The sequence below is a fragment of the Micromonospora sp. ALFpr18c genome (genome assembly GCF_008868155.1).
Taxonomy (GTDB): Bacteria; Actinomycetota; Actinomycetes; order Mycobacteriales; family Micromonosporaceae; genus Micromonospora.
This window is the reverse complement of the sequence record NZ_WBKR01000151.1, coordinates 1-16,192: the sequence shown is the minus strand read 5'-3', so window position 1 is coordinate 16,192 and position 16,192 is coordinate 1. Positions and strand designations below refer to the sequence as shown.

Below are 16,192 nucleotides of genomic sequence, written 5' to 3'. Positions count from 1 at the left end.
TGGGGAGCCCCGGTGACCGACACCCCGCCCGTCGGCGGCCAACCCGCCGCGTCCACCCCCCAGCCGTCCGCCAGCCTGCCGGTCGGGCCGGCGGACGCCGTCGAAGGTCCGCCGGCCCGCCTGTGGGACCGGATGCGCGACGACCCGCAGTACGCGCCGGAGCACCTCGCCTTGGAGGCGGTGCGCCGGCTCGGCCCCGAGGCCGCGCAGTGGGTCGGGCGCGCCCGGGCCGAGCAGCCCGGCGTCTCCGCCGACGTCCTGGCCGACCAGGCGACCCGCAAGTTCGTCAACCTGGCCCGGCTGTCCGGCGCGGTCTCCGGCGCGGCCGGCCTGCCCGGCGCCGTCCTCGACGTGGGCGTGCTGGCCTGGACCCAGGCGCGGATGGTGCTGCACATCGCCGCCGCGTACGACGTCGACCCCCTGCACACCGACCGGGCCACCGACCTGCTGGTGCTCCAGCGGGTGCACAAGGTCGCCGAGAGCGCCCGGCTGGCCCTCGGCGTCGCCGCCGGCCGGGAACGCGCCGACGCGCTCTTCGGCCTGGGTGGGCACCGCCCGCTCGGCCGGGTCATGTTGCAGCTCAGCGTCCGGCTGGCCCGGATGGCCGGCGTACGGGCGGCGAAGCGGATGGTCGCCAAGATCGTGCCCGGTGCCGCGATCGTGCTGGGCACCTGGGCCAACTCGTCGGCCACCAAGGATCTCGCCGAACGGTCCCGGGCGCTGTACCGCTCGCGGGGCACCGCCCTCCCCGCCCCGCGCCGCCCCTGAGGCGGGCGTCAGTCGGCCAGGCCGGAGGAGCGCCAGGTCACCTCGGCGAGCCGGCCCTGCCCGTTGACGTTGGGGTGGAACCAGTCCAGTGGGTTCAGCATGTCGAGGGTGAACCGCACCCGGTGCACCGCGCCGCCGTCGTGCCGGCACCGTGATCCGTACGCCCGGCACGCCGCCACCAACTCGGCGTTGTAGGCGTCGATCCGGTCCCGGACGGCGACCCGACGGCTCCGGTCGGCGGGCGCGGTCGACGTCGCGTTGGCCAGCAGGGCCGGGCAGACGCCGCGCCGCCAGGCGCGTGCCGCCCGCGCGTCGCCGTGCCCGACCTCCCAGAGCCGGTACAGGTCGGGAATGCTCACCACCAGCACCCGGGCCTTCGGCCGGCCGGTGCGCAGTGCCCGCAGGCCGCGGTCGACGTCGGCCCGGAACTCGGCCACCGGCGTCATCGCGTCCACCCCGCCCCGGCAGACGTCGTTGGCGCCGATCAGCACGGTGACGTAGTCGGCGTGGTCGCGTACCGCTGCCTTCGCCTGTCCCTCCAGGGCGTCCGCGCGGGCGCCGGGACGGGCATGGTTGTACGCCCGGTCGCGGATCGCCGGGTCCTGGTCGAGCAGCCGGCGGTAGTGGCTGCGCACCCGCAGGCCGTCGCCGGTCGACCAGGAGTTGCGCTCGCAGGACGTGAGCACCAGGCAGGAGGCGAAGCCGGTGCTGATCGAGTCTCCCAGCGCCGCGATGCCGCCCGGCCCGCCGGACTGCGGCGCGCTCCTGGTCGGACGCGGTGCCGCCGAGCCGCCGCCCTCGCAGGCGAGGGCGACCAGAGCCGCGAGACAGGCCAGTGCGGCGACCCACCGTCGAGGCATGACGTCCCCCGTTCCGCAGCACAGAGCGACAGCGCGGTAACTCTATGCGTAGGACGTGGTTTGGCGGGAAGTTGCTGTCGGGTATGCGGCAGAGCGTGCCGCCGCTGCCACCCGCAGTGCTATACGCGCCGCCAGGGGGCCGTCTGGCCGTGCAGCCACCAGTGCAGCGCCCGCGTGATCCTGGGCAGCACCAGGTAGGTCATCAACGGGGTCAGGCAGAGCGTCATCAGCAGCACCCGGGCGGTCAGCGGCACGGCGTCGAGAAATTGGCTGGTCAGCAGGGTGGCGGTCAGGCTCAGCGGGAAGAACGCCAGCCAGATGGTCACCGCCTGCTTCCAGCGCGGCGGCGACGTCGGCGGGATCGGCTCGACCGGATCCACCCAGTGCTCCAGCGGCGGGTCGAACCACCCCTCGATTCCGGTACGCCGCTCGACGCGGGTGTGCTCGACGATGCCCTGCGCCGAACTGAGCCACCAGTGCCGCTGGGGCGACTCCTCCCACCGGTGCAGCGTCTCGGCGTCGGCGAAACGGTAGAGCATGTGCCACTCCGGTGAGTCCGGGGCGCTCTGCACCCATCCCGCGCCGAGGAACCCGGGAAACGCCTCGGCCAGCGCGGTGCCGGCCCGCATCCAGGCCACCATCTCGCTGGCCCGGGCCGGATCGGCACGCCGGGCGATGGCGACGGTCACCGGCACGGTCTGGGTCATGGACATGCGTCCATCCTGCGGTCTGCGGCCCCGCGGGGCGAACCAATGTAACCGAGCACACCGACCGGCCGAGGCGGGCGCGAGCGCGCCGCACCGGTTAACACCCCCGATCGGGGGTAGATCGGGAGGCATGACGAGATCGCAGCCCCGGCGTGCCCGCGGCACGGTCGGCCACGCGAACAGCGCGCTGAACCTCCGGCTCACCCTCGCCACCTTCGGCCTGGTGATCATGGTGATCTTCGCGGTGCTGGCGTTCTGGGCCGGCATCGCCTGGCTCGGCGTGGTCTGCGCGATCCTGGCGGTGGTCGCCGTGGTCGACCTGGTCGTGATCCAACGCCGCCGCGCCGCCCGCCGCCGCGAGGAGCCGGGCGTACGACACTCGCTGTTCGAGTGACAGGAGGACGAGATGCCCCACATCGCCACCACCAACCCCGCCACCGGTCAGGTGCTCAAGACCTACGAGGCGATGTCCAGCGAGCAACTCGACGCCGCCATCGGACGCACCGACCTGGCGTACCAGCAGCTCCGCGCGACCACCGTCGACCAGCGCGCCCGGTGGATGAACGCCGCCGCCGACCTGCTCGACGCCGAGCGCGACGAGATCGCCCGGATCATGACCACGGAGATGGGCAAGACGTACGTCGCCGCGCAGGCCGAGGTGACCAAGTGCGCCACCGGCGCCCGCTTCTACGCCGACAAGGCCCCGGAGTTCCTCGCCGACGAGCCGGCCGACGCCGCCGCCGTCAAGGCGACCCGCGCGTTCATCCGCTACCAGCCGATCGGCGTGGTGCTCGCGGTGATGCCGTGGAACTTCCCGCTCTGGCAGGTGATGCGCTTCGCCGCGCCGGCGCTCATGGCCGGCAACACCGGCCTGCTCAAGCACGCCTCGAACGTGCCGCAGACCGCGCTGCTGCTGGAGGACGTGTTCCGCCGCGCCGGCTTCCCCGAGGGGGCCTTCACCACCGTGCTGGTCGGCTCGGAGGCCGTCGAGGAGATCCTCGGCGACCCCCGGGTACGCGCCGCCACGCTCACCGGCAGCGAACCCGCCGGCCGGTCGATCGCCCAGATCGCCGGGCGGGAGCTGAAGAAGACCGTCCTCGAACTCGGCGGCAGCGACCCGTTCGTGGTGATGCCGTCGGCCGACCTGGACCGGGCCGCCGAGGTGGCCACCACGGCCCGCTGCCAGAACAACGGCCAGTCCTGCATCGCCGCCAAGCGCTTCATCGTGCACACCGACGTCTTCGACGCGTTCGCCGAGAAGTTCGCCGCGAACATGGCGGCGCTGCGCGTCGGCGACCCGATGGACCCGGACACCGACGTGGGGCCGCTGGCCAGTGAGCGGGGCCGCGACGAGGTGCACGCCCAGGTCCGCGACGCGGTGGACAACGGCGCGAGGGTGCTCTGCGGCGGCGAGCCGCCCAGCGGTGACGGCTGGTTCTACCCGCCGACCGTGGTCACCGACCTCACCCCGCAGATGCGGATGTGGGCCGAGGAGGTCTTCGGGCCGGTCGCCGGCCTGTTCCGGGTGTCCTCGTACGAGGAGGCGATCGAGGTCGCCAACGGCACCAGCTTCGGGCTCGGCTCGAACGCCTGGACGCGGGACCCGGCCGAGCAGGAGCGCTTCGCCACCGACCTGGTCGCCGGCAACGTCTTCATCAACGGGATGACCACGTCCTTTCCGGAGCTGCCGTTCGGCGGTGTGAAGAACTCCGGCTACGGGCGGGAGTTGTCCGCGCTGGGCATGCGGGAGTTCTGCAACACCAAGACGGTCTGGGTGGGTGAGGGCGCGGCCTCCGCCGGTGCCGGCGCGCACGCCGAGTAGGTCGCGGCAGGCATCAGCCCGTGCCATCGCGGGTAGGAAGTGCGCCCATGACGCAGTTCGGGTTCCACGCCTCACATGAGCAGATCGGTCCGCGCGCCCTCCTGGAGGCGGTGCGGCACGCCGAGCGGGCCGGCTTCGACGCCGCCATGTGCTCCGACCACTTCTCACCGTGGAGCGCCCGGCAGGGCGAATCCGGCTTCGCCTGGTCCTGGCTGGGTGCCGCCCTGCAGGCCACCGGCATGCCCTTCGGTGTGGTCAACGCGCCCGGCCAGCGCTACCACCCGGCGATCATCGCCCAGGCGATCGGCACCCTCGGGGCCATGTACCCGGGCCGGTTCTGGGCCGCGCTGGGCACCGGCGAGGCCAGCAACGAGCACATCACCGGCGACCCCTGGCCGCGCAAGGACGTCCGCGCCGCCCGTCTGCGCGAGTGCGTGGACGTGATCCGGGCGCTGCTCGCCGGCGAGGAGGTCAGCCACGACGGCCTCGTCCGGGTGGACCGGGCCCGGCTGTGGACCCGCCCCGAGCAGCCGCCCGCGCTCGTCGGCGCCGCCGTCAGCGTGGCCACCGCCCGCTGGTGCGCCGAGTGGGCGGACGGCCTGATCACCGTCAACGCCCCGGTGGCGCACCTGCGCGAGATGATCGACGCGTACCGGGACGCCGGTGGGCGCGGCCCCCTGCACCTGCAGGTGCACGTCTCGTGGGCACCGGAGCAGGCGCAGGCCGAGGCGATCGCATCCGACCAGTGGCGCAGCAACGTCTTCGCCCCGCCGGTCTGCTGGGACCTGGAGACCGTCGAGCACTTCGACGTGGTGTCCGCCGACGTGCCGGCCCAGCGGGTCGCCGAGGTGGTGAACGTGTCGGCCGACCTGGGGCGGCACGTCGGTTGGCTGGAGGAGTACGTGCAGCTCGGCTTCGACCAGATCGCCCTGCACCACGTCGGGCAGGAGCAGCGCGGGTTCCTCGACGCGTTCGGCGCCGAGGTGCTGCCGAAGTTGCGCCCGGGCGGCTGATCGAGGCCGGATCGGCGTACCCCTAGGCTCGTACCCCATGGAAAGCCTGTTTCCGGTCGTCGTGTTCCTGGCGATCGCCACCCTGGGCGCCGCGTTGGCCCGCCGGCTCGGCCTGCTCGCGCCGATCGTGCTGGTCGTCCTCGGCCTGGCGCTGTCCTACGTACCGGGCTTCCCGCAGGTGGAACTCGACCCCGAGTTGGTGCTCGTCGGCATCTTGCCGCCGCTGCTCTACGTCGCCGCGCTGGAAACCTCGGTGCCGGCGTTCAAGAACAACATCCGGCCGATCCTGCTGCTCGCCGTCGGTCTGGTGCTGTTCACCGCGTTCGTGGTCGGGTTCGTGCTGCACCTGCTGCTGCCGCAGCTGCCGTTCGCGATCTGCCTCGCCCTCGGCGCGGTGGTCGCCCCGCCGGACGCGGTGGCCGCCACGGCGGTCGCCCGGCGGGTCGGACTGCCCCGCCGGGTCGTCACGATCCTGGAGGGCGAGAGCCTGATCAACGACGCGACCGCGCTGGTGCTGCTGCGGGTCGCGACGCTGGCCACCATCGGCTCGGCGGTCGGCACCGCCGAGGTCGCCGTCGAGGTGCTGCGGGCCACCGGCGGCGGCATCCTGATCGGTGCGCTCGGCGCGTTGGTCTTCGGCTTCGTGCACCGGCGGATCAGCGACCCTCTGCTGGACAACGCCCTGTCGCTGATCATCCCGTTCGCGGTGGTGTTCACCGCCGAGCACGTGCACGCCTCCGGTGTGGTGGCGGTGGTCGTCACCGGTCTGGTGCTCGGCCACAAGCTGCCCCAGTTGCTGTCGGCGGCGTCCCGGTTGCAGGTCGGCGCGTTCTGGCGGCTGGTCCGGTTCCTGCTGGAGGGCCTGGTCTTCCTGCTGGTCGGGCTCCAGTTGCGGGAGGTGCTGCGCGACCTCGACGAACCGTTCGGCTCGCTCGTCCTGATCACCTTCGCGGTGCTCGCCACCGTCTTCCTGACCCGGTTCATCTGGCTCTTCCCGGCCACCTACCTGGCCCGGTTGGTGCCCCGGGTCCGTCGCCGTGACGCCCGGCCCTCACCGAAGTTCCCGATCATCATCGGCTGGGCCGGAATGCGCGGCGTGGTGACCCTGGCCGCCGCGCTCGCCCTGCCACTGACCCTGGCCGACGACAAGCCGTACCCCCGGGCGCTGTTCATCTGGCTGGCCTTCGCGGTGATCGTTTTCACGTTGGTCGGTCAGGGCGCCACGCTGCCGCTCGTCGCGCGCCGGTTGACGCTGCCGCAGGACGACCCGGTGCAGGACGCCCTGTCCGCGGCCGGCGTGCAGCAGCAGGCCAGCCGGGCAGCTCAGGAGCGTCTCGACGAGCTGGCGGACAGCGCCCCGGAGGCGGTGGTGGACCGGCTGCGCCGCGCACTGGAGGACCGCACCAACATGGCGTGGGAACGGCTCGGAGGCACCGAGCGGGAAACCCCGTCGCAGGCGTACGGTCGGCTGCGACAAGAAATGATCGACGCCGAGCGGGATGTGTTCCGGGCTGCCCGGGACTCCGGTCGGATCCCTGAGGAGGTGCTGGTGCAGGCCTATCGTGACCTGGACCTGGAGGAGTCGTTGCTGCGGCAGGAGGTCGAGAAGTGAGCTGTCAGCATCTGATCGAGGCCGGTGTCGCCGAGCCGCGCACCCCCGACGAGTGCGCGGACTGCGTCGCCATCGGCGACACCTACTGGGTGCACCTGCGTACCTGCCTGAGCTGCGGGCAGGTCGGCTGCTGCGACTCGTCGCCGAACCAGCACGCGAGCAAGCACTTCGCGTCCACCGGGCACCCGGTGATCCGCTCGGCGCAGCCGGGCGAGGACTGGCGGTGGTGCTACGTCGACGAGGAGATCGGCTGACCGCTGGCCGGGCTGCGTTCGGCGCGGTTCGCCAGGGCTCGTCGGGTGAGCGCCGGCACGGCCAGGCCGGTGCCGGCGAGCAGCCCGGCCAGGGCCAGCCAACCGATCGGGCCGCCGTCGAGGACCAGCCAGGTCAGTAACGCCGGCCCCGCCGCGCGGGCCAGCCCGGTCAGCAGCGCGTCGACACCCTGGTAGGCGCCGAGGGCATCCGGGGCGGCAAGGTCGTAGGCCAGTGCCGCCCCGGCCGTGCCGTGCCACAGGTCGCCGACGGTGTAGATCACGGTTGCGCCGAGCAGCAGGATGGTCGCCAGGGCGGTGGGTGCGGCACCGGTCACGGCCCAGAGCAGCATCCCGGCCGCGAGCACCAGCCCGGCCCGACGCATCGTCCCGGCCGCCGGCAGCGCGTGCCGCGCGCTCCCACTCAGCCGTACCGCGAGCAGCACGGTGAGCCGGGGGTGGCGCCGGTCGACGACGGTGCGACGGTGGATCTGAGCACCGTGTTGACCAGCAGCACGGCGGCGACCGTCACCGGCGGCGCGTCGGTACGGGTCACCACCCACAGCGGCAGCACCAGCGTCAACGCCACCCAGTGCAGGGAGAGCACCGCCGAGGCCCCGGCGACCGCGAGGAACGGCCCGTCGCGCAGCGCACGGCCGGGTCGCGGCCGGACCGGCCGCCGGGCCGGCGGATACGCCGGCAGTCGCATGATGAGCGCCGCCGACACCAGATAGGTGACGACGTTGCCGACCACCAGCATCCGGTACGCCCACCCGGTGTCCGCCACCAGCGCGAACCCGGCCAGCCCCGCCCCGAACGCCACGCCCACGTTGGCCACCGCGCGCAGGGTGGCGAAGGCGTGCACCCGGCCCTCGGGACGCTCCGTGCCCGCCAGTTCGCCGCCCTCCACGGCCTCACCACGGCTCGCGCGGCGGCCGGAGTCCACGGGGTCGGGGCGGTGATTCGTTCACGTCATCAGCTCGAAAGCGCCCGCAGCGGTGCGCGCGGGAGGTGCGGTGCGCGGTGCCGACGCCGATCATGACGGGCTGGTGGCCGCCCGCGTGAGGGGCGGCCACCAGCCGCTGCGGTCAGCTCAGCGAGCAGGCCGCGCCGTTGACGGTGACCAGGCCCGGGTCGGGGTTGGCGCCGCCGGTGGTCGTCGCGTTGAAGCCGAACGTCACGGTGCCGCCGGGTGCGATCCGGACGTTGTACGACTCGTTGCGCGCGGTCACCGTCGCGCCGGACTGGGTGACCTTCGCGAGCCACGCCTCGCGTACCCGCTGGTCGCCGATGAACGCGAACCGCACGCTCCAGCCGTTGACGGCCGTGGCGCCGGTGTTGCGGATGGTCAACTGGGCGGTGAACCCGGTGCCACCCTGCCAGGCGCCGTAGTTGGTGTAGTCCACCGAGCAGGTGCTGGCCGGCACCGCGCCGGCGTCACCCTGGTCGGCCAGGAACGACGAGATCCAGGCCAGCGCCGAGTTCCAGTTGATCGCCACCTCGTTCGTCGCGTACGAGTTGATGTCGTCGACGTAGCAGAACATCGGCGTGCAGCCGGCCAGCAACTGTGCCGCGAACGGGTCCTGGAGGGCGGCGTTCGCGCCACCGGCGAGCGAGCCGGCCGGCGGGCGGGGCAGGCTCGGGTCGAGCTGGTGGCCGAAGATGCGGCTGTGCTGGTTCTGCGCCGCGTGCTCGCCCCACCCGGTGACGTAGGAGATGTTCAGGGCGTTGCGGCCGAGCACGTAGTCCATCGCCTGCACGGCGCCGTCGCGGTAGACGGGGTCGCGGGTCAGGTCGAAGGCGGTGGCCAGCACCACGGCGTTGTTGATGACGTTGCTGTTGCCTCCCCAGAAGTAGCTGTTGGCGTCACCGGGCATCGGCAGCCCGTACGCCTGACGACGCAGCTCGGCGAGGTACGCGTCGGCGGCGGTGGTGACCGAGGCGCGGACCCGGGCCAGGTCGGCGGCGGGTAGCCCGTTCGGCACGGTGGCCAGGTCGAGGCGGCCCAGCGCGGCGGTGCTCTGCCAGCCGAAGCCGCGCCTGTCGAACACGTCGCCGGTGTGGTGCGGCGAGTCGCTCAGGTCGGCCAGGTAGGTCTGCGCCCCGGTGCTGAGGTACAGCTCGGTCGCCGCCCAGTAGAACTCGTCGGTCACGTTGGTGTCGTCGTACGCGCCGCCGCCGGTGGCGTCGGCCGGGCTGGCGTACACCGCCGGGTGGGCTTTCGCCGCGGCGTAGGCGGTGCTCGCGGCGGTGCCGCAGCGGGCCGCGAACGCCGCGTCGTACGGTGCGAAGAGCCGCGCGCACTGGGCGGCGGTGGCGGCCAGGTTGAGGGTGGCCGCGGTCGACGGGGGGTGCAGCTCGCGCGGCTGCGGGTCCTCGTGGGGGGCGAGCGGCAGCCCGGTCCAGTTCCGGTCGTGGATCTTGTGGTGGACCATGCCGGCGAGCGGCTTGCCGGCCGGCACCTGCATACGCAGCAGGAACTCCAGCTCCCAGCGGGCCTCGTCGAGGATGTCCGGCACGCCGTTGTCGCGTTCGGGCACCCGCAGCGTGCCGTCGGCGAGCCCGGCGCCTCCGTCGGCGGTGGCCGCCGTCCTGGTCCGCTCGAAGGTGTTCAGTAGTTGGTAGGTGGCGATGCCGCCGTTGACCACGTACTTGCCGTGGTCGCCGGCGTCGTACCAGCCGCCGCGCACGTCCAACGAGTAGTCGCAGACGCCCGGCTGGCAGGGCACGCTGGTGTCGCCCTGGTTGGGTGCCACGCCGAGGTGCCCGGCGGGGCGCGCGTACTCGTCGCCGATCAGGTCCCCGTCGATGGCGATGCCGCTGCGCTGCGCGTAGAAGAACTGCAACGAGTCGGAGCGTAGCTGGTCGTAGAGGGTGCCGGAGATGTCGAACGGGTGGCTGGTCTCGCCGTCGACGGTGAGCGTCAACCCGGTGCCCGGGGTGCGGTACCCGGAGAAGTCGACCGAGTGCACGTTCTGCCCGGAGGCGGCGTCGACACCGCGCGTGGTGGTGGTGCCGCTGGCCACGACGGCGCCGGCGCCCGTACGCAGCTGCCAGGGCAGCGGCTCGGTGGCGTCGGTGACCACGGTGGCGTTCTTCGGCCCGCCGGGCAGGTACCCGACCTGGTTGACGCGCACCCGTGGCCCGGTGTCCGGCTCGTACGGCTCGGGCGGCTCGCCGCCGCGCAGCGAGACGTCGTCGAGGCAGACGGTCTGCTCCTCGGGGGAGCCGCCGACCTGGAAGATCAACTGGGCGCCGGGGTTGTCGTCCGGGACGGTGAAGGTCTGCTCGACGCGCTGGGCGGTGCCGGTGGCGGCGGCGTCCACGGCGGCGTACGTGGTGTACGGGGCGCTGCCCAGCTGGAGCACGGCCTTGACGGCGGTGCCGGGTGTGGCGGAGACGCTGAACCCGAGGGTGTACTCGGCGCCGGCGACCAGCGGCACCGCGTCCTGGCCGATGCCGGCGTCCCACGGGTTGGCGAGCCCGCCGGCAACGGTGGTGCAGAGCCGCCCGTCGGTGACCGCGAGTGCGCCGGTGCCGTAGGAGAACCAGGGGCTCACGCCCGCGCTGAAGTCGCCGTTGTCGATCTGTTCGGGGGCGTCCGGTGGTGGGTCGGCGTGGGCCGCGCCGGTGAGGGCCAGGGCGGTCGCCGCGGCCAGGAGGAGGCGGCGTCGGGATGTCGTCACGGGGAGTCCTTCCGGGGCGGGACGTGGGGCGGTGGTGGTGACCGAATGCTGGGAGCGCTCCCAGGAGTCGGCTCGATATTTCCAGCGACGGCACATCATGTCAATTGATCTGGTTGGATGGAATGTGCCGTGTGACGAGGCCCGGAGGACCGCGACGTGGCGGTATGCGAGACGTGAGATTGACCGCGCCACGCACCGTCGTCCTGATCTCCTAGAGACAACTGCGCCCTCCGCCTGGCAGGCTGCCTCCCATGACCCTGAAGCTGCGTTCCGTGGGAACGAGCGACCGTGGGCTGATCCGCAGCGGAAACCAGGACGCCCTGCACGCCGGGACCTGGCTCGTCGCCGTCGCCGACGGCATGGGCGGGATGGCCGCCGGCGACCTGGCCAGCGCGCTCACCATCGACGCGGTCGCACCGTTGGACGTGGAGACACCCGAGGACGCCCTGGTGGCCGCGCTCCAGGGCGGCATCGCCCTGGCCACCACCCGGATCCGGCAGGCGGTCAACGAGGATCCCGAGCGCCAGGGCATGGGCACCACACTGACCGCCCTGCTCTTCGCCCGTACCGGCAGCTGCCTGGCCCTCGCCCACGTCGGCGACTCCCGGGCCTACCTGTTCCGAGAGGGTGTGCTCAAGCAGGTCACCCGCGACGACACCTTCGTCCAGCTGCTGGTCGACCAGGGCGTGATCACCGCGGACCAGGCCAGCAGCCATCCCCGCCGGGCGGTCGTCACCCAGGCGTTGCAGGGCGAGGACGTCTCCCCGTCGTACGCGACGATGGTGCCCCGCGCCGGCGACCGGTGGCTGCTGTGCAGCGACGGCCTCTCCAACGTGGTCCGTCCGGACACCCTCACCGAGGTGCTCACCGATTACCCGGACCGGGCCGCCTGCGCGGGCAAGCTCATCGACCTGGCGTTGCACGCGGGCGCACCGGACAACGTGACCGTGGTGGTGGCCGACGTGGTGGAGGAGTGACCGGCGCTCAACGCCGGCGCGGCGTGACCCTCCGGGTGGGTGTCGCGGTGCCCGGGTCCTCCGGCCACGGGTGCCGCGGATAGCGTCCGCGTAGCTCCGAGCGCACCTGCGGGTAGCCGGTGCGCCAGAACGACGCCAGGTCGGCGGTGACCGCGACCGGCCGCCCGGCGGGGGAGAGCAGGTGCAGCAGCACCGGCACCCGACCGTCGGCGATGCGCGGAGCCGCCGGCCAGCCGAACGTCTCCTGGAGTTTCACCGCCAGCACCGGCGCCGCCGGATCGGTGTAGTCGACCCGGATCCGTGAGCCGCTGGGCACCTCGATCCGCTCCGGGGCCAGCTCGTCGAGGCGGGCGGCCTGCCGCCACGGCAGCAGCCGGCGCAGCGCCGAGGCCACGTCCACCCGGGCCAGGTCGGCGCGGCGTCGGGCGCTGGCCAGCTCCGGGCCGAGCCAGGTCGGTGCGGCGTCGAGCAGCGCCTCGTCGCCGACGTCCGGCCACTCGGCGCCGAGGTGCTGCCGGCTGAACGCCAGTCGCTCCCGCAGGGACCGGGCGGCCGGCGTCCAGGGCAGCAGCGTCAGCCCTTCCTGGCGCAGGCCGGTCAGCAGCGCCTCGGCCACCTCCGCGCGGTCCGGGCGGTCCAGCCGGCGCTGGAGCAGCTCGATCGCACCCAGCCGGGTCACCTCCCGGGCCACCACGTCCCCATCGGCCCAGCCGACCTCCCGGCGGGTCGACAGCAGGGGGCCGGCCGCCTCCCGGGCCGTCGCCTCGTCCACCGGGGTGGCCCGGCGGATCCGCGCCGACGGCGCGCCGGGCCTGCGGTCCGCGACGGCGACCGCCAGCCAGTCGGAACCGGCCAGCCCCGACCCGGCCGCCAGCTCCCCGGCGGTCCCGCCGGTCATCAGGTACGCCGACCCGCCCGGTCGTCGCACCCGCGCCAGCCGTTCCGGGTACGCCAGGCCGACCAGCAGCCCGGCGGCGAGATCGTCGGTGAGTTCGGCGGATCCCGCCCGTCCCGCGGTTCCCGGGCCGGCCGCCGCATCGGCTCCGCCGCGCCCCTCGGACGGGGCGTCGACGGGCAGGACGGCGCGCAGCCGGCGTACCTCGGTGCGCCAGCGGGCGGTCGCTCCCGCGTCGACGCCGGCGCGCAGGCGGCGCCACCCGGCGACCAGGTCGTCGCCGGGGCCGACCGCGCTCTCCTCGGCGAGCAGGGCCACCACTTCGGCCGCCCGGTCCGCGCCGACCCGGACCGCGCCGTCGAGCAGCGCCCGCGCCAGCCGTGGGTGCGCGCCGGCGGCGGCGATCGCCCGCCCCCGCGCGGTGATCCGACCGTCGGCGTCGACCGCGCCCAGCGTCTTCAGGGTGTCCCGGGCCACGGTCAGCGCGGCGGCCGGTGGCGCGTCGGGCAACGCGAGCCCCACGCCGTCCGGCCGGCCCCACGCGGCCAGCTCCAGCGCGAAGCCGGTCAGGTCGGCGGTGGCGATCTCCGGCTCGGCGCGGGCGGGCAGCCGCTCATGCGTCGCGGCGGACCAGCACCGGTAGACGGCACCGGCGGCCTCCCGGCCGGCCCGGCCGGCCCGCTGGGTGGCGGCGGCCCGGGAGACCGGCACGGTGACCAGCGCACCGAGCCCACGCGCCAGGTCGATGCGGGGCACCCGGGACAGCCCGGCGTCCACCACGACCCGCACGCCCGGGACGGTCAGGCTGGTCTCGGCCAACGCGGTGGCCAGCACGACCCGCCGTCGGTCCGCGGGCCGCAGGGCGGCGTCCTGCTCGCTGCCGCGCTGGCGACCGTGCAGCGGCAGCAGCGCGACGGTGTCCCGCAGATCGGCGAGCCGACCGGTGACGGCCGCGATCTCGCCGGCGCCGGGCAGGAAGACCAGCACGTCGCCGTCGTGCTCGCGCAACGCCCGCCGGACGGTGGCCGCCACGTGGTCGAGCAGAGCCCGGTCGACCGGTCCCGCTCCGGGCGGTGCGACCGGCCGCGGTGGTGGCGCCCAGATCCGCCGCACCGGGTGCAGCGCCGACTCGGCCCGGACGACCGGGGCCGGGGTGTCGCCGCCGAGCAGCGCGGCGAACCGGTCGGTGTCCGGGGTGGCGGACATCGCCAGCAACCACAGGTCGGGCCGGAGGGTGGCCCGCGCCTCCACTGTGAACGCCAGGGCCAGATCGGCGTCGAGGTGCCGTTCGTGGCACTCGTCGAGCAGCACGGCACCCGTGCCGGGCAGCTCCGGGTCGCGGTGCAGCCGACGGACCAGCAGGCCGGTGGTCACCACCTCGACGCGGGTGGACGGGCCGACCCGTCGTTCGCCGCGGACCGCGTAGCCGACGCGTTCGCCGACCCGTTCGCCGAGCAGCTCGGCCATCCGGCGGGCGGCGGCGCGTGCCGCCACCCGACGGGGTTGCGCGATCACCACCCGGCCGGTCACCCGGTCGGCCACGGCCAGCGGCGCCAGGGTGGTCTTGCCGGTGCCGGGCGGGGCCACCAGCACCCCGGCGCCGGCCGCGTCGAGCGCCGCGACAAGCGCCGGCAGCACCGGACGGACCGGCAGGTCCAGGGCTACGTCGGAGAGCACGGCCCAGTCTCGCACCGGCCCGGACGCCTCACCGGCGGCGGACGTCACCCACGCCGTGCACGAAGCTCCGCCAGGACGACGCCGCGAAGGCGAGCACCGGGCCGGAGCGGTCCTTGCTGTCCCGGACGGCGACCTGACCGTGGACTGTCGCGACCTCCACGCAGTTGCCGTTGCCACTGCTGCGCGTGCTGGTGCGCCAGTCCGCCCCGGTCCGGTCGTGCGCCGTCATCCGCGGAACCTCTCGTCTGCGTCGGCGTGCCGCAGACGCGGTCACGCAAAGTTACGAGAAGCCTGCTCCAGACGGGTCATCGACGCCGCCGGATCGAGCGCCATCCGGCACAGCTCCTCGTGCAGAAGGCTATACCCGAGCACCTGGTCGGCATCCTCCAGAGCCAATCCCATCGTGAGGTTATCCAGGTAAACCACGGAGGCGTCGGCGGCGTCGGCGAAGTTGAGGATCACGTACGGGGTGCTCATCGCGGGGTGCCCGCCGGCCGCGAACGGAAGTACCTGGATTGTCACGTTGGGTAGTTGAGCGACCCGGCTCATGTGGTCCACCTGTTCGGCCATCACGGCGATGCCGCCGACCGGGCGCAGCAGAACCGCCTCGTTGAGCACGACCGACAGGTGGACGGGGTCGTCGCGGCGCAGCACCTCCTGCCGGTGCAGCCGGGCGGCTACCTTGCGCTCCAGGCCGTCCTCGCCCGCGGTGCGTCGGTAGATCTCCCGCGCGTACGCCTCGGTCTGTAGGAGCCCGGGCACCGACTCGGCCTCGTACGTGCGCAGCGCCGCCGCCTCGGCCTCGAGTCCCACGTAGAACTCGAACCACTCGGGCAGCACGTCGCTGTAGTTCTGCCACCAGCCGCGCTGCTGGGCGCCCCGGGCGATCTCGATCAACGCCTCGGCGTCGGCCCCGGTCACCTCGTACAGGGCGAGCGCCGCGCGGACGTCACGGGGTTTGATGCCGATCTGCGCGGTCTCGATCCGGGAGAGGTTGCTCTTGGACATGTCGAGCTGGCGGGCGGCCACATCGAGGGTCATGCCCGCCCGTTCCCGGAGCTGGCGGAGCTCTCTGGCGATGCGGCGACGGCGCACGGTCGGGCTGGCGGTGGGTCGGATGGCGGGGGTGGCGGTCACCGTCCGAGTCTGGCACGACGAGATTCGCAGGTCGCGCCTGCACGGAGTGCAACTTTCAAATCTGGGAGTTGCATTGCAGTAGCTGTCGGTGCATCCTTTCCCGGTTGTTGCGATCACTGTGGACACACCCGTGCGGGAGGACCGTTTGCTCATCGCCGACGAGTTCTTCCTGATCGCTCACAACGACAGCCGCGGCAAGGCCAAACTGCACCCGGCGGCGACCGGGCTCGGGCTGGCCGGCGGCCTCCTGGGCGAGCTGATCCTGTATGGACACATCACCGTCGTGGGTGGACAGGTGACCGTCATCGACCGGCGTCCCCCGGCCGACGCGCTGGCGCACACCGTCCTCGATCAGTTGATCGGGGAGTCCCAGCACCAGGCGGTCAACACCTGGCTCAGCTTCCTGGCGCAGAGCGCGACGACCTCGGTGGGGGAGCGGCTGGCCCGCGCCGGGGTGCTCCGCCGCCAGGAGAGCCGCCGACTGCTGCGTACCTCGGTCACCTACCTGCCGATCGACCTCAACGCGGTGGCCTGGCCGGCCACCCGGCTGCGGGCGTTGCTGGACCGGCCCGACCCGCCGAGCGTGCCGGACGCGCTGCTGCTCGGCCTGGTCGTGGCCGCCGGGCTGACCCGCGAGGTTCTGTGGAGCGCCGGCCCCCGCGCCCACCACCGGTTGAACGTCCTCATCCCCGCGCTGCCGGCCCCCCTGAAGGAACTCGTCGGGCACACCGAGGCCGCCGTCGGCGCCGCCGTGCTGCGCGGCATCCCCTGACCCACCCGGTAACCC

16 protein-coding genes are annotated in these 16,192 nt (G+C 73.6%); 8 read left to right on the top strand and 8 right to left on the bottom strand.

Going from position 1 to position 16,192, the window contains the following annotated elements; all coding sequences use genetic code 11:
• Positions 1-12: 12 nt before the first annotated feature.
• The gene (locus F8271_RS22990; RefSeq protein ID WP_151491899.1) at positions 13-768 is read left to right on the top strand and encodes an EcsC family protein; all 756 of its coding nucleotides are present in this window, start codon (positions 13-15) and stop codon (positions 766-768) included.
• A gap of 8 nt (positions 769-776) precedes the next feature.
• On the opposite strand, the gene F8271_RS22985 is transcribed toward F8271_RS22990, so the two are convergent.
• Both F8271_RS22985 and F8271_RS22980 read right to left on the bottom strand, forming a co-directional pair.
• Positions 777-1,628: a GDSL-type esterase/lipase family protein gene (locus F8271_RS22985; RefSeq protein ID WP_151491898.1), complete on the bottom strand. Its 852-nt coding sequence runs from the start codon at positions 1,626-1,628 to the stop codon at positions 777-779.
• A gap of 119 nt (positions 1,629-1,747) precedes the next feature.
• Positions 1,748-2,341: an antibiotic biosynthesis monooxygenase gene (locus F8271_RS22980; protein WP_151491897.1), complete on the bottom strand. Its 594-nt coding sequence runs from the start codon at positions 2,339-2,341 to the stop codon at positions 1,748-1,750.
• A gap of 124 nt (positions 2,342-2,465) precedes the next feature.
• Here F8271_RS22980 and F8271_RS22975 point away from each other — a divergent pair, with 124 nt between their 5' ends.
• Genes F8271_RS22975 through F8271_RS22955 form a run of 5 tightly spaced genes read left to right on the top strand, consistent with a single transcriptional unit; the run spans position 2,466 to position 7,036 of the window.
• Positions 2,466-2,729 carry a DUF6343 family protein gene (locus tag F8271_RS22975; protein ID WP_151491896.1) on the top strand — a complete coding sequence of 88 codons (264 nt, stop codon included), beginning with the start codon at positions 2,466-2,468 and terminating at the stop codon, positions 2,727-2,729.
• 12 nt (positions 2,730-2,741) lie between these two features.
• Positions 2,742-4,157: an NADP-dependent succinic semialdehyde dehydrogenase gene (locus F8271_RS22970; protein WP_151491895.1), complete on the top strand. Its 1,416-nt coding sequence runs from the start codon at positions 2,742-2,744 to the stop codon at positions 4,155-4,157.
• Between the two features lie 47 nt (positions 4,158-4,204).
• Positions 4,205-5,170, top strand: coding sequence for a TIGR03885 family FMN-dependent LLM class oxidoreductase (locus tag F8271_RS22965; RefSeq protein WP_151491894.1), 966 nt, complete (start codon positions 4,205-4,207; stop codon positions 5,168-5,170).
• Between the two features lie 37 nt (positions 5,171-5,207).
• Positions 5,208-6,782: a Na+/H+ antiporter gene (locus F8271_RS22960; RefSeq protein ID WP_151491893.1), complete on the top strand. Its 1,575-nt coding sequence runs from the start codon at positions 5,208-5,210 to the stop codon at positions 6,780-6,782.
• Positions 6,779-7,036, top strand: coding sequence for a UBP-type zinc finger domain-containing protein (locus tag F8271_RS22955; protein WP_151491892.1), 258 nt, complete (start codon positions 6,779-6,781; stop codon positions 7,034-7,036). Before F8271_RS22960 ends, F8271_RS22955 begins: the two co-directional genes overlap by 4 nt.
• Here the strand turns inward: F8271_RS22955 and F8271_RS34015 are convergent.
• The 3 genes from F8271_RS34015 to F8271_RS22945 form a co-directional block, all read right to left on the bottom strand.
• Entirely contained in the window at positions 7,012-7,479 is a 468-nt protein-coding gene (locus F8271_RS34015; protein ID WP_192580413.1) for a hypothetical protein, read from the bottom strand. The two genes, F8271_RS22955 and F8271_RS34015, sit on opposite strands and share 25 nt — an antisense overlap.
• Complete coding sequence (locus F8271_RS34010) at positions 7,458-7,943, bottom strand: hypothetical protein (protein ID WP_192580412.1); 486 nt, start codon at positions 7,941-7,943, stop codon at positions 7,458-7,460. Before F8271_RS34010 ends, F8271_RS34015 begins: the two co-directional genes overlap by 22 nt.
• 178 nt (positions 7,944-8,121) lie before the next feature.
• A complete protein-coding gene (locus F8271_RS22945; RefSeq protein ID WP_151491891.1) occupies positions 8,122-10,719 on the bottom strand; it encodes a glycoside hydrolase family 9 protein in 2,598 nt (865 codons plus the stop codon).
• A 251-nt stretch (positions 10,720-10,970) separates the two neighbouring features.
• On the opposite strand from F8271_RS22945, the gene F8271_RS22940 reads away from it, so the two are divergent.
• Positions 10,971-11,696 (top strand): PP2C family serine/threonine-protein phosphatase, encoded by a 726-nt coding sequence (locus F8271_RS22940; RefSeq protein WP_151491890.1) that lies wholly within the window; start codon positions 10,971-10,973, stop codon positions 11,694-11,696.
• A gap of 7 nt (positions 11,697-11,703) precedes the next feature.
• Here the strand turns inward: F8271_RS22940 and hrpB are convergent, their stop codons facing one another.
• From hrpB to F8271_RS22925, 3 genes are read right to left on the bottom strand one after another with little or no spacing between them, the layout of a single operon-like run.
• Positions 11,704-14,268 carry an ATP-dependent helicase HrpB gene (gene hrpB, locus F8271_RS22935; RefSeq protein WP_151491901.1) on the bottom strand — a complete coding sequence of 855 codons (2,565 nt, stop codon included), beginning with the start codon at positions 14,266-14,268 and terminating at the stop codon, positions 11,704-11,706.
• A gap of 28 nt (positions 14,269-14,296) precedes the next feature.
• The gene (locus F8271_RS22930) at positions 14,297-14,497 is read right to left on the bottom strand and encodes a DUF397 domain-containing protein (RefSeq protein ID WP_151491889.1); all 201 of its coding nucleotides are present in this window, start codon (positions 14,495-14,497) and stop codon (positions 14,297-14,299) included.
• Between the two features lie 41 nt (positions 14,498-14,538).
• On the bottom strand, positions 14,539-15,363 hold the full coding sequence (locus tag F8271_RS22925) for a helix-turn-helix transcriptional regulator (RefSeq protein WP_278126993.1): 825 nt from the start codon (positions 15,361-15,363) through the stop codon (positions 14,539-14,541).
• Positions 15,364-15,535: 172 nt separating this feature from the next.
• On the opposite strand from F8271_RS22925, the gene F8271_RS22920 reads away from it, so the two are divergent.
• Complete coding sequence (locus F8271_RS22920) at positions 15,536-16,177, top strand: GPP34 family phosphoprotein (RefSeq protein ID WP_151491888.1); 642 nt, start codon at positions 15,536-15,538, stop codon at positions 16,175-16,177.
• The last annotated feature ends 15 nt before the right edge of the window (positions 16,178-16,192 follow it).

Bases quoted from the DNA above. Each gene is read 5' to 3' on its own strand.
- F8271_RS22985 (WP_151491898.1), bottom strand. From the start codon at position 1,628: ATGCCTCGACGGTGGGTCGCCGCACTGGCCTGTCTCGCGGCTCTGGTC.
- F8271_RS22980 (WP_151491897.1), bottom strand. From the start codon at position 2,341: ATGTCCATGACCCAGACCGTGCCGGTGACCGTCGCCATCGCCCGGCGT.
- F8271_RS22975 (WP_151491896.1), top strand. From the start codon at position 2,466: ATGACGAGATCGCAGCCCCGGCGTGCCCGCGGCACGGTCGGCCACGCG.
- F8271_RS22970 (WP_151491895.1), top strand. From the start codon at position 2,742: ATGCCCCACATCGCCACCACCAACCCCGCCACCGGTCAGGTGCTCAAG.
- F8271_RS22965 (WP_151491894.1), top strand. From the start codon at position 4,205: ATGACGCAGTTCGGGTTCCACGCCTCACATGAGCAGATCGGTCCGCGC.
- F8271_RS22960 (WP_151491893.1), top strand. From the start codon at position 5,208: ATGGAAAGCCTGTTTCCGGTCGTCGTGTTCCTGGCGATCGCCACCCTG.
- F8271_RS22940 (WP_151491890.1), top strand. From the start codon at position 10,971: ATGACCCTGAAGCTGCGTTCCGTGGGAACGAGCGACCGTGGGCTGATC.
- F8271_RS22930 (WP_151491889.1), bottom strand. From the start codon at position 14,497: ATGACGGCGCACGACCGGACCGGGGCGGACTGGCGCACCAGCACGCGC.